Genomic DNA, 15,285 nt, shown 5'->3' with positions numbered 1-15,285 from the left:
TTAACAGAGAAATCATCGGTAGCAGTTGCTTTATCTAAGACTTCCTTCAATTGACCTTGGCTCGCTGCTTGATCCGCTTTCAAATCTTTCAAATCCGTTGGCAAGGTTGTATTGGAAAGTCCAGTAATCACCTTTTGTTCGCCATCTACGGTAACACTATCAGTACTACCATCTTTACCGAAGGTCATTTTCTTGATGTTTTCGATAGTCTTAGCGTCGCCATCAATCTTCATTGGATTTGTTTTATCTTTACTGTTAAAGGTAATGCCTTCCAAATCAGAAAGGTTCTTCGCCAAGCGAATCTTCATCTTCGCATTTGTTCCGTCTGCTTCATCAGCAATAGATTCTACGCCAATGTTATTGTCGGTCAAGTTGGTGATGGTTTCATGATCTCTAACAATTTTAGCGCCGCCAACGATATTTACTTGCTTATTCAATTTAACGCCAATAGCATTGCCATCATCGCCTTGGAATTTCAAGCCATCATTCATGGTTGCCAATTCATTGTTCCTATTACCATCTTTAACGATAATACGGGTTTCGCCATCCGTACCGTCAAGGCCCACTTTACCATTTCCAGTGGTAATATCTACTTTATTCTCACCATCTTTGCCTTTGATACCGATGGATCCATCTTTACCATTCAAAGTAACGCTGTTGCCATCTTTACCATCAGCACCTGTTGGTCCTTGAACGCCAATAGTGCCATCTTTACCACTCAAAGTAACGCTATTCGACTTACCATCAGCACCTTTTGGTCCTTGAATTCCAATTTCGCCATTTTTACCCTTGATAGTAACCGATTCACCGTCTTTACCATTGACAGTGATTTTACCGTCCTTACCATCTTGTCCAGCTTTACCAATTGAAACATCATCTTGTAAGGAGTAGATAATCTTCTTACCAGTTCGTGTAATCGCAAGGCCATTACCTGCATCGAAACCGAAAGCGTCTTTTGTAGCATCGCCTAATTTTACATTAAATGTATTGTCAACGCTATTATCTTTAATATATACATCAAAGCCTTGGTTGGTCTTGTACAATTGACTGCCGTTGACAGCTTCTTTGCTATCCTTATTAACACTACCAGCACCTACATTTTTAATAACTGTACCTGTTGTAGTATCCCCTTCTAAGGTAATAGAATCCTTGTTTACTGTGTCGCCCTTTTTATCATATTTCACCGCATAATCGGTAAATTTCTTATCCGATGCAGTTAAATCAGACTTCTTCGCTACATCTTTAATGGTAACTGTTTCGGTTTTATCTTTATGATTTTGATCTTGTACAGTAAGTGTAATATCACCATTCGCATCTACTGTGTATTTCTTATCAGTAGCTTGTTCATTACCCACCAACCGATAATCAGTTGCTTCTGTTTGTACCTTAGTTAATAATTCATTCAATTGACCTTGGCTTGCCGCTTGGTCCGCCTGCATGGTGGTCATATCTTTTGGCAATGTAGTATTGGAAAGTCCAGTAATTACTTTATTGGTACCATCTACTACGATACTATCCTTGTTATCTGGTGTTTTGAAAGTCATCTTGGTAATGTTATCAATAGTTTTTTGAGTACCATCAATCTTCATCGCTGTATCGCCAGCACCGAAGGTAATGCTATCTAAGCCTTTAAGCTCTTTCGCTAAGCGAAGTGTTAAGTTCTTATTCCCATCAGCGATGACACCGATGTTGTTATCTTGACTTAACTGAGTAGTATCAGTAATACCACCAGTGACGGTAAGTTGTTCATTCAATTTCAACTTATCTTCAGTACCAACGTCGCCCATGAATTTCATGCCATCATTCATGGTTGCCAGTTCATGTGTCTTGGTACCTTCTTTGACTACAAGACGAGTTGTACCATCTTTGCCATCAACACCAACAGTGCCATTTTGTGTGGTAATGCTTACTGCATTCGTACCATCTTTACCCTTCATACCGATGGAACCATCTTGGCCGTTTAATGTAACACTGTTACCGTCTTTGCCTGTAACGCCCATCTTGCCGTCTTTACCGTCAAGAGCGATGACATTTTTATGATCCTGATCATCGGTAGCACCAGTAATCGTTGTAATTCCATCTTTACCATTAATAGTAACAGATGCGCCATCTTTACCGTTAGCACCTTTTGGTCCTTGGGCTCCGATTGTGCCATCTTTGGCATTCATGGTAACAGTTGTACCATCTGCGCCTTTACCTCCGATTGTACCATCCTTACCATTTACTGTAACGGTTGTGCCGTCTTTCGCCTTACTTTCAATCTTACCATCTTTACCATCAATAGTAACTTTTTCACCGTCTTTACCATTGACAGTAACCTTGCCATCTTTACCAGCTTCACCATCTTTACCGACTGTGATGTCATCTTTCAAGGAATAGGTTACTTTCTTAGCATTCTTATCCAAAGTAACATCAAGGCTATTACCTGCTGCAAATTCAACAGTTTCCTTATTGGCTTTGCCTAACGCAACGTTGGCTCTGTTGTCGGCTGTATCTTGACCTACCAAAATATCGAAGCCTTGGTTTGTCTTGTACAATTGACTACCATTGACAGCTTCTTTACTATTTTCAGATACATCTCCAGCTTTCACATTCTTGATAACTGTACCATTTGTATCGCCACCTAAGGTAACAGAGTTTTTGTCGACTTCACCAGTATCTTTTTTATCATACTTAACAGAGAAATCATCAGTAGCAGTTGCTTTATCTAAAACTTCCTTCAATTGTCCTTGGCTCGCCGCTTGATCGGCTTTCATTTTAGTCAAATCAGTTGGCAATTTTGTATTGGAAAGTCCGGTAATTACCTTATTTTCTCCATCTACGGTAACACTATCGGTACTACCATCTTTACCGAATGTCATTTTCTTGATATTTTCGATAGTCTTCGCATTGCCATCAATCTTCATTGGAGTCGTTTTATCTTTACTGTTAAAGGTAATTCCTTCCAAATCGGAAAGGTTCTTCGCTAAGCGTACAACAAGTTTAGCATTTTTATTATCTTGATCATCTACTATGGATTCAACACCAATATTATTGTCAGTTAAATTAGTAACAATATTACCTGTTCTTTCAGCCTTAACACCGCCAACGATATTCACTTGGTTATTTAATTTAACGCCTACCGCTGTACCGCTGTCGCCCATAAATTTCAAGCCATCATTCATAGTGGCTACTTCGTTTACATGGTTGCCTTCTTTAACGATAATTCTAGTTTCGCCATCCTTACCGTCAAGACCTACTTTACTATCTCCAGTGGTAATAGCAATCGCATTTTTGCCATCTTTACCTTTCATGCCGATGGAACCGTCTTTACCATTCAACGTAACGCTATTGCCGTCTTGACCGTCAGCACCTTTTGGTCCTTGAACGCCAATCGTGCCATCTTTACCACTCAAAGTAACGCTATTGCCGTCTTTTCCATCAGCACCTTTTGGTCCTTGAATGCCAATTTCGCCATTCTTACCGTTGATAGTAACCGATTCGCCATCTTTACCATTGACTGTGACTTTACCATCCTTACCATTTTGTCCAGCTTTACCAACTGAAACGTCATCTTGTAAGGAATAGATAATCTTCTTACCTTTGCGTGTAATCGCAAGTCCGTTACCTGCATCGAAACCGAAAGCGTCTTTTGTATCATCGCCTAATTTTACATTAAATGTATTGCCATCCGTATTGTCTTTAATGTATACATCAAAGCCTTGGTTGGTCTTGTACAATTGACTGCCATTGACAGCTTCTTTGCTATCCTTGTTAACACTACCAGCACCTACATTTTTAATAACAGTACCTGTTTTAGTATTCCCTTCTAAGGTAATGGAATTCTTGTCTACTGTATCGCCGTCTTTATCATATTTCACCGCATAGTCGGTAAATTTCTGATTCGACGCAGTTAAATCAGATTTCTTAGCCACATCTTTAATGGTAACTGTTTCTGTTTTATCTTTATGATTTTGATCTTGTACAGTAAGTGTAATATCACCATTCGCATCTACTGTATATTTCTTGTCAGTAGCTTGTGCATTAGGCACTAATCGATAATCAGTTGCTTCTGTTTGTACCTTAGTTAATAATGCATTCAATTGACCTTGTGTAGCGGCTTGATCCGCCTGCATAGTGGTCATATCTTTTGGTAAGGTTGTATTGGAAAGACCAGTAATTACTTTATTGGTACCATCGACTACGATGCTATCCTTGTTATCTGGAGTTTTGAAAGTCATCTTCGTAATGTTATTGATAGTTTTTTGAGTGCCATCAATCTTCATCGCTGTATCGCCAGCACCGAAGGTAATGCCATCTAAGCCTTTAAGCTCTTTCGCTAAGCGAAGTGTTAAGTTCTTCTTCCCATCAGCGATAACACCGATGTTGTTATCTTGACTTAACTGAGTATTATCAGTAATACCACCAGTTACGGTAAGTTGTTCATTCAATTTTAACTTGTCTTCAGTGCCAACATCGCCCATGAACTTCATACCATCATTCATGGTTGCCACTTCATGTGTCTTGGTACCTTCTTTGACTACAAGGCGAGTTGTACCATCTGTGCCATCAACACCAACAGTGCCATTTTGTGTGGTAATGCTTACTGCATTCGTACCATCTTTACCCTTCATACCGATGGAACCATCTTGGCCATTTAATGTAACGCTATTGCCGTCTTTGCCAGTAACGCCCATCTTGCCGTCTTTGCCGTTAAGAGCGATGACATTTTTATGATCCTCATCATCGGTAGCACCAGTAATCGTTGTAATTCCATCTTTACCGTTGATAGTAACAGACGCGCCATCTTTACCATTAGCACCTTTTGGTCCTTGGGCTCCGATTGTACCATCTTTCGCATTCATGGTAACAGTTGTACCATCTGCGCCTTTACCGCCGATTGTACCATTCTTACCGTTCATGGTAACAGTTGTACCGTCTGCACCTGTAGCACCTACAGTACCATCCTTACCATTTACTGTAACGGTTGTACCGTCTTTCGCCTTGCTTTCGATCTTACCATCTTTACCATCAATAGTAACCTTTTCACCGTCTTTACCATTTACAGTAACCTTGCCATCTTTGCCAGCTTCTCCATCTTTACCGACTGTGATGTCATCTTTCAAAGAGTAGGTAACTTTCTTAGCATTCTTGTCCAATGTAACTTCAAGGCTATTGCCTGCTGCAAATTCAACAGTTTCCTTATTGTTTTTACCTAACGCAACGTTGGCTCTGTTATCGGCTGTATCTTCGCCTACCAAAATATCGAAGCCTTCATTAGTCTTAGCCAAATTATTCGTTATATTCGTAACATTTTGATTGGTCTTGTAGAGTTGACTACCGTTAACAGCGTCTTTGCTATTTTCAGAAACATCGCCAGCTTTTACATTCTTGATGACTGTACCATCATTACCGCCTTCTAAGGTGATAGAATTCTTGTTTACTGTATCGCCATTTTTATCATATTTCACCGCATAATCGGTAAATGTCTTAGTCGCTGTATCTAAATCAGATTTCTTAGCTATATCTTTAATGGTAACTGTTTCTTTTTTATCTTTATGATTTTGATCTTGTACAGTAAGTGTCACTTCACCATTTGTGTCAACGCTATATTTCTTATCGTCACTATCACTTTCTACTAAGCGATAATCAGTGGCTGCATTTTTATTATTTTCAATTTTTTCAAGGACTTGGCTAAGTTGTCCTTGGCTCGCTGCTTGATCGGCTTGCATCGGAGTTCCATCCGTTGGCAATGTTATATTGGTAAGTCCTGTAATTTTATTTACATTGCTAATCGTCTTCGCATTGCCGTCAATCTTCATCGGATTTGTCTTATCTTTACTGTTAAAGGTAATGTCTTCCAAATCAGAAAGGTTCTTCGCCAAACGGATCTTCATCTTCGCATTATTACCATCTGTTTCATCTACAATGGATTCTACGCCAATGTTATTATCGGTCAAGTTGGTGATGGTTTCATGATCTTTAACGATTTTAGCGCCGCCAACGATATTCACTTGATTATTTAGTTTTACGCCTACCGCTGTGCCATCATCGCCTTTGAACTTCAATCCATCATTCATGGTGGCTACTTCGTTCACATGGTTGCCTTCTTTAACGATAATACGGGTTTCTCCATCCTTACCGTCAAGTCCTACTTTACTATCTCCGGTGGTAATAGTAACCGCATTTTTACCATCTTTACCATTCATGCCGATGGATCCGTCTTTACCGTTCAATACAACAGAGCTACCATCTTTGCCATTTGTTCCAATTGTACCGTCTTTACCAGAAATAGTAACGCTATTCGACTTACCATCATCACCTTTTGGTCCTTGAGCTCCGATTTCACCATTTTTACCGTTGATGGTAACCGATTCGCCATCTTTACCATTGACAGTCACTTTGCCGTCTTTGCCATCTTGTCCAGCTTTACCAACTGAAACGTCATCTTGTAAGGAGTAGATAATCTTCTTACCATCGCGTGCAATCGCAAGGCCGTTACCTGCATCGAAACCGAAGGCGTCTTTTGTATCGCTACCCAATTGCACATCAAATGTATTACCATCTGTCTTGTCTTTCACATATACATCAAAGCCTTGGTTTGTCTTGTACAATTGACTACCATTAACAGCGTCTTTACTAGTTGCAGTAACACTACCGGCACCTACATTAGTAATAACGGTTCCAGTGGTTTTATCACCTTCCAAGGTAATAGAGTTTTTATTAACCTTATTATCTGCTGTTGTATCATACTTCACCGCATAATCGGTAAATTTCTTATCCGACGCAGTTAAGTCAGACTTCTTCGCTACATTTTTAATCGTTACCGTATCTTTTTTATCTGGATGTTTTATATCTTGTACAGTTAAATTAATGTCCCCATCGCCATTCACACTATAACTGTTATCAGTTGTATTATTTGCATTTTGTACCAATCGGTAATCCGCACTGTCATCGATATTCTTTCCAATTTTATCAAGGACTTCTTTCAATTGACCTTGTGTAGCAGCTTGATCGGCTTTCAACGTTTTCATATTTTCAGGTAATGTTGTATTAGAAAGTCCAGTAATCACTTTATTGGTACCATCCATAATTAAACTATCTGTACTATCCGCTACGCCAAATACCATTTTTTCAATACGACTGATTGTTTTTTTCGTGCCATCAATTTTCATTGGTGCTTCTGCATCGCCTAGTGTAATGGTATCAAGGCCTTGAATATTTTTTGCCAACCGAAGTGTTAATTTCTTCTGCCCATCAGCGATAACACCGATGTTGTTGTCTTGACTTAACTGAGCATTATCAGTAATACCACCAGTCACAGTAAGTTGTTCATTTAATTTTAACTTGTCTTCAGTGCCAACATCACCCATGAATTTCATGCCATCATTCATGGTTGCCACTTCATGTGTCTTGGTACCTTCTTTGACTACAAGGCGAGTCGTACCATCTTGACCATCAACACCAACAGTGCCATCTTTTGTAGTAATCTGAACAGGAGTAGCACCGTCTTTCCCCTTCATACCGATAGAACCATCTTGGCCATTTAATGTAACGCTATTACCATCTTTACCAGCAACGCCCATCTTGCCATTTTTACCATCAAGGGTAATCGTATTTTTTTGATTATTATCGTCGGTCTTGCCTTCAATAGTAGTAATACCATTCTTTCCATCAATAGTAACAGAAGCGCCTGGCTTGCCATCTTCACCTTTACCTTTCGCAACAATGGTTCCGTCACCGTTCATCACAACAGTCGCACCGTCTTTACCATTAATGCCTACAGTGCCATCTTTGCCATTCATAGTAATCGTATTCTTCTTACTTTCACCATCTTTGGCACTTTCAATGGTCACATTGCCATCTTTACCGTTAATGGCAACTGTTTCACCCGCTTTACCATGTACAGTAAGTGTCCCATCCTTGCCATCTTGACCTTCTTTACCGACAGCCAAGTCGTCCTTCAAGGCATAGGTAATCTGTTTGCCTTCTTTGGAAACAGTTAGATTGTCACCTGCTAAGAATCCAAAGGCATCATTTTTCTTTTCATCACCTAATTGTACAGTGAACTTATTCGCCTCTTCATCTTTATTAACATACACATCGAATCCACGTTGTGTCGATTTTTCAAAGGCTTCTAATTGCCCTTGTGTCGCCGCTTGTGATCTGTCAAATGTAGCGTCCCGTTTATCTTTCGGAATCCATGTCGTATTAGACAAGCCTTTAATAACCTTAGTTTCACCGTCCACGATCATACTATTTTGACTGTCTGGTGCACCGAATGTCACTTTCTTGATATTAGAAATAGACTGATTAGTGCCGTCAATTTTCATCGACGTACCGTCTTTTCCGAATGTAATTGTTTCCAAATCGGTTAAATTCTTAGCCAATTTCACATTCATTACATTTTCTTGAGTGTTGACAGTGACACCGATATTGTTATCACTCAACTTAGTTGTTTCTGCGCCGCCCTTAATCGTAATATTCTGATTCGATCCGCGATGAAGTACGTTTGTATCTTTATCATGGTCTTCTGCTTCATTAAAAGTAGAATTATCCCCTGCAAAATGGAGTGGTCGTGTCAATTGATACAATTGACTGCCATTCACTGCATCAGTGCTTTTAGCTGCTACCAAACCAGCAGCCACATTTTGAAGGCGTCGTTCATTTCCTTTTGCGCCCACTGTGACAACACCTACTGGTTTCGTACCTGCAAAGGCATAGCCATAAATGGAATCTTTCGTATAGTCTTTATTCGTAGCAGATAGTGTTTCATCTTCGTTGTATGCAGCATTATCACCCAAATATACAGACTTATCTAGCGTAGTCGTAATATGGTTACCTAAGACTTGCACGTAATTATTCCGTACTTGGTTATTGTTCCCCATGACCTGTGCATCTTTAACCGCTTCCAAAACCTCTTTAGTTACGTCTTGCCCTTCAGCACCCTGTTCTTTGAGGTTCTTAGTAATACCAACCTTGTTAGCATTACCTATAATCTGTGTTCTGTTTGCCGCTATATTGCTGTTAACATTACCCATAATTTGGGTATTAGCTGTGTCTTTCTGTACTTGATTATTTTTATACCCGAAAAGAAGAGACTGTGTTCCTGCTATATCACTATTTTCATCACCGATAACAGAGAGTTTTTCACCGCCAATAGCGCTATTCATATTACCGAAAACGTGGCCACTCTTCGTAGAGATCTTCGCATTACTATTCCCTAAAATTTGTGCCTGCGCCGCAGAAATAGACGAGTTTTCATTACCGATAAGTTGTGTATCTTCCGCTCCTGCTGTAACGTCTTTATTCTTATTCCCTAATACGGTATTGCGGTTCCCGCTGATAGAATCATTTTCATTACCGATAACGCGTTGATCTTCGCCGGATACATTCGTATTAGTAAAGCCGATAACATGACTTTTTTGAGCATTAATAGTGCTATTGAAACTGCCCAACACTTGTTGATTAGTGCCAGCAATTCCATTATTCGAGAAACCGATAACATGCCCATTTTCAGTGGTAACACCGGTATTGGCATTACCGAATACATTGGAGCCCTCTCCAGCAACCTGCGTGTTATCATTACCGATAACTGCTAAATTAGCACCACTTACCTCATTACGTTCACCCAAGGTTTTTACAGAATCACCGCTAATTTTGTTTTCATTGCCTAGTGTAGTAGTATGATGACTTGTAATCTCGTTCTTCTCACCTAATACGCCGGAAATCGTATTAGTATTCGTTAATTTATTCTCACTCCCTACAAGGAATGTGGATGTAGTTTCTACTAATTCATTCGTACTACCAGTAACAAAGGAATTATTAGTTCGTGTTAACGTATTCGCATTACCTACAATATGATTATCTTCACCGCGAACAATGCCTTGATATGACGTTTTTCCATCTAATCCATCAAAGCTTTTGAATTTGGACACCATGGTATTGCGGTTACCAAGAACGGTGGAATCATTATCGGAAATCCCTTTAGTCGCTGCATTAGCAATAGTATCTAGCACGTCCTTGCGATCGTCATCTGTCAAATTCATATTATCATTACCGATAACATAGCTATTATCACCAGATACGCCATTACGCGTACCCATTGTGCCAGATTCTCTGCCTAGTGCCGTATTGTGATTACCGATGGCTAAGGCTTTATTACGAAGGCTCCACGATTCACTGCCAATAGCCACACCATTTGGTTGATGTACTTCTGCCAAATGACCGATAGCAAGACCGTCTTTTGCATATACGGTTGATAAGTATCCTATCGATAAGGCATAATCGACGCCAGTATTTTCACTTTCCGCCTTATACGCTTTCTTTTTGGTTAACGCCCGTGGGCCGATAGCCATACTGTAATTACCTTCCGTTTGTGCACCAGCACCAATCGCTACATTATAGCGATATCCAGAGTAGGCTTTCGTCATAACTGGCTGTACTTCTTCCCCAGTTCCTTCGATGGTAGGTTTATCATTTTCATTGAACCAACCAGTACCGATTGCCAAACTGCCTTCACCTTGTGCTTGTACATAGTTACCCATAGCGGCACTATATTTATTGGTAGCACTTGCATCGACACCGAAGGCAACGGAATTTTCCCCCGTAGCGCCTTCATTAGCAAAATTGTGTTTATGGCCCGTAGTACGGGTGGAGAAATAGTGACCCATTCCTTTTTCTGTATATTCTTTAAGTTGTGCTAGGTTAACCGCATCACCTGCATGTACGCCTTTTGCCACATTGTGAATGACTGTACCAGTTTTATTATCCCCTGCTTGTAACGTAATGCTTGGATCACCACCAATGGCTACTGGGTCATAATGAAGGTCTGTTTTACCAAGTTCACCTTGCGCCTTGACCATAAGATCATTACTTACTTGTGTCATGCTAGCGCGTAATTGTGCCAACGTAACTGCATCTTGATCATCTACGGCGTCGCCCACATTCGTCACACGACGAAGCATACCTTTTTCCGCATTACCTACAGATACTATCCCGGTCTTAGCCTTTGTACCGGTAAGGGCTGCCAATTTATTTTCCACATCCTGTTTCAATGCAATAGATCCAGCGCCTAAGGCGATATTGCCGTCTTTTGCATTCGCACCAGTACCTAAGGCTAAGGAACTTTCACCTTCTGCAATGGCACCAAAACCATAGGCAGCGGTAGAGTTACCCAACGCTTGTGCCTGATAGCCTACAGCGGTACCATTATTAGCCGCCAAGGTTTCACTACCGATGGCTGTCGATTGTACTAATTTAATAGCTTGTGAATCTTCTGCAATGGATGGAATCTTCATTTTAGGTTCTGCCGTTGGATCGGCTGGCTCGGTTCCTGGTTCTGGTTCAGGTATATTCTGACCTGGTTGGGTAACCGCTTTTCTAAAGTTTGCATGGTACCCGATAGAAACGTTTTTACCGATAGGGTCTGTACGACTTCCTAAGATATTTCTACCCGCTTCGGAACCGATGGAAATGTTGTAGTTACTTTGTACATTGCCACCACTCTTATATCCGAGGGCGATATTTTCCATACCTTGCATAGATTGACCGGCTTGATTACCAATGACGATATGCGATGCGGCAAGCGGAATTGTCCCCGTTCTCTTCATGCCTAGACCTGCTTCTGCACCGATGGAAATGGTCTGATCCGCCAAGGTCTGTGCACCACGCCCGATAGCAATCCCATCGATACCAGTACCGAGACCGTCCTGTTTCACATCCCCATCTAACACGGGTGGTTCTATATACTCGCCGACCTGAGCGTCTTGCCCGATAGCCACGCCACCCTTCATGTAGGTTTTAGCACTGTGGCCTAGTGCCATGCTTTCTTCTGCGTAAGTTTGCGTTGCCGCACCGATAGCAATGGCGTATTTATTAGTGGCTACAATATTAGCGGCCTGACCGATGGCAATGGCACCTTCAGATTGTTTAAGAATCTTCGCCTCTGTACCGATGGCGATGGTATTACCATTTTCCTTGTCATCAATTTGTATGCCATTACCGATACCGATGGAGTTTTCACCACCTGCTGTAAGAGCCCCCGCTGGTCCGCCTGCGGCAATCCCGATTGAACCGTCACCGGAAGTTGTACTCACACCGATGGCCATGGAATTAGCACCTTGTGGATCTGCATCGTGCTTATTATCCATGCTGGTACGGAAATATCTAAATCCCAATCTAGCATTTTCACCGATATCTAACCCTAAATTTTTCTGACCCGCAGTCTGTCCATTTATTCTTTTCTGAATAAACTCTTGAATTTTTTTGAAATTATCATCTGTTTTCTGCTGATTGGTAGCCACTGTCTGATTTGTTGCATCAATCTTTCCCTGCAAAGTTCTTTGTACACCGGAAATCTGACCTGCCAATGCTGTCTTTGCATCACCTACATCTTTATTTATTTTATTCGTCAAATCCGTTTTAGCTTGATCCAAGTTTTGGTTGGTGGTATTAATCTTTCCTTGAAAATCATTTTTTGCTGTTGTTAACGCAGTATTAGCCGCTTCTTTATTGTCGCTAATTGTCTTGTTTAATTCTTCTTTCGCTTTTGTTAACGCAGTATCGGCAGCTGTTTTATTGTCGCCAATTACCTTTTCCAAATCAGATTTAGTAGTGTCAATTTTATTAGACAATTCAGTTTTTGTAGTTGTTAATGTTTCATTAGTTGTATCTATTTTACTTTGTAAATCATTTTTTACTGTTGTTAACGCATTATCAGCTGCTTCTTTATTGTCACTAACCGTCTGTGTAAGTTTTTTGATATCTTCTGTATTCTGATTGATATTTACTTTATTTTGCTTGATATCTTCTTTATTCTGTTTAATATCTTTTTCGTTTTGTGATACACGTCCATCCAAAGCCTGATTTGTTTGTCCAATTTCGTTCTTCGCCTTTGAAATTTGTTCCGCTAAATCAGTTTTCGCCTTCTCGATGGCTTCATTTGCTTTACCAATTTGGTCCTTATTCGTTTGAATGTCGTTTTTAATGCTTGCAATGGTTCCATTAGGCCCATTTAATTCATCTAATGCTTGTGTATTAGTAGCAATGGCGTTTGTATTCTTACCAATTTGTTCTTTATTTTTACCGATTTGTTCTGTGTTTTTGCCGATTTGGTCTTTATTGGCTTGAATATTTCCAGCATTCTTTGCGATAGCTTTCTTATTCGTATCCACTACACCGCCATCTTTTGTAATATCCGCTACAGCTGTTTTAAGTTGCGCAATGTCTCCACTATTCGCATTCTGCTTTTCTTGCAAGCGGGTCATAGAGTCGCCCAGTGCACCTACCATCGTATTAACTTGATCAATCGTTTGATCCAGTTTTCCTCCATCTTTCGTGATCTCGTTAATAGCCTCTTTGTTATCTTGTAAGCCTTTCTTAATTATATCAATCGTGCCATTTGCTTTTGTCAAGGCAGAAATAGCCTCTTGGTTCGCAATCGCTTTTGCGTCAATACCATCGACTTTCGTACCTATACCATCGACTTTCGTACCCATATCCTTTACTTGTTTATCAATGATAGCTTGATAGCCCATCATCGACATCTCTTGCGTTGAAATTCTAGCATTTAAATTCTGAACTTCCTGATCAAAGGTTGTTTTCAACACATATTCATCCGCCGCATGGACAGATAGCGTCCCGCCCATGATGCCTGCAATACAAAGTGCTATACCCGCACCGCGTCGCAATGATGAGCCACTAGTTCTACTACTTTTTTCTTTTCCCCCACGTTTCGCAATCTCTGAAACAACTTGATACAATCCTCGTGAACGATTAAAAATAACTCGATAAATACGATTCATAGCCGTATCCTCCTCAACATATTTGTTATATTTTTACATCACACAATCGAATAAGCCACTAAAAGCTCACATCATACTCAAATCCTCACAGAAGCTTTTAGAAAAAAAGGCTTTCTATAGACTATTTTATATAATAGACCTAGGTATTTACTTTGTTTATTCCATACATTACTAAATTACTCTATCTTTTACATACTGTCAATATTAAGCACCCCCCCGTTAAATTGTGTGCAATCTATATGATTATTTTATAGCAAAGGATTTGAAAAAAGGAAATATTCTATGTATCTTTCTAAAAAAAGGGACTTCTTTTCAATGGCTAACAATTTTAAAATATCAGAAAGTATTATCCCTAATCGGTTACTTACCTATACCATTAATCATCGTATACGATTACGCAACGTATATAGAGTAATCATAATAGAAAATGTTACACATATATTGTCAGCAATAGGACCGAGTTACTATAACGACAGAAATTTACTCCTTATGAAGATATATCAACATAGGAATGGATCCTATCGATGATTGCAATACGAAAGTATTCGCTCCCATTAAAAGGAATGAGTCTGGTAACATATCAAACTCATTCTCCATAAGTGGCTTACTTATATCTGTCCAAGAACAGAAGGGGGCACACTAAATCAGTTCTATCCCCTCTGTTTCTATAGTCATCATTTTTACTAGCCTTGTATGAATATCTATATACGCTATCTTTCGTGTAACGTAAAAAATCTATCTCCTTACAAGCTAGACACTAACTAGTATAACCATATATAATTGTAAACCATACTATCATTCATACTACATATTCTGAAAGTACGTTATGCATTCGATGTAATTCATTTACTGCCAATACATGGACTACCATGTGGCAGCCATTGCAATAGACGCTATGTATCATGCAGTATACATATATCAAACGTGTATCATCCATTCATTACATATATCTCTTTTATAATCTAATATATATGCACTAACATATAGGATCCATCTAATAAGATGTAATTCTTTTATAGCGCAGTAGGTATGCGCTAACATGTAGCGTCCATTCGGTGTGATGTACTCCTTTTATAACACAGCATGTACACCAAAACTGTGACATGATTGTGATGAATAGGTTTATCATGCATTATTGTGTGTAAAAGTAAAACAATAAATTGTATTAGTGGCAATAATACTTCCTACCATGTATTTATTTTCATCTCTAGCATCTATCTATGGTACATTAGAAGGACGGTGGATATATACGTTTCACCATCTATGCCATTCAAACGGCAGTGTTCGTATTATAGTTATATATACATATGTATATATAAAAAAATCGACTGATTGTATCAGTCGAATCAATGCTGTATCGCCTTAATAGGTGAATTTTTTAATTCTACCCAGAAAGCGTGTTACGTCTGTGCTTTCTATATACTAGTGATCGCTTCGTATAAAAAAAATTTGGTCCTCACGACCAAATTCATAGATGTACTAGTATTCTATATGTTATAGT

General features: G+C 39.6%; 1 protein-coding gene. It reads right to left on the bottom strand.

The genetic code is table 11. The features are described 5' to 3' along the window. Positions 1–13,784 (bottom strand): ESPR-type extended signal peptide-containing protein (locus tag K357_RS09200; protein ID WP_038113948.1); only part of this gene is annotated, 13,784 nt, incomplete at its 3' end. Positions 13,785–15,285: the final 1,501 nt, after the last annotated feature.

The sequence above is a fragment of the Veillonella montpellierensis DSM 17217 genome (genome assembly GCF_000426745.1).
Taxonomy (GTDB): domain Bacteria; phylum Bacillota; class Negativicutes; order Veillonellales; family Veillonellaceae; genus Veillonella; species Veillonella montpellierensis.
The sequence above is the reverse complement of the archived record's forward strand: the minus strand, read 5'-3'. Positions and strand labels throughout refer to the sequence as shown.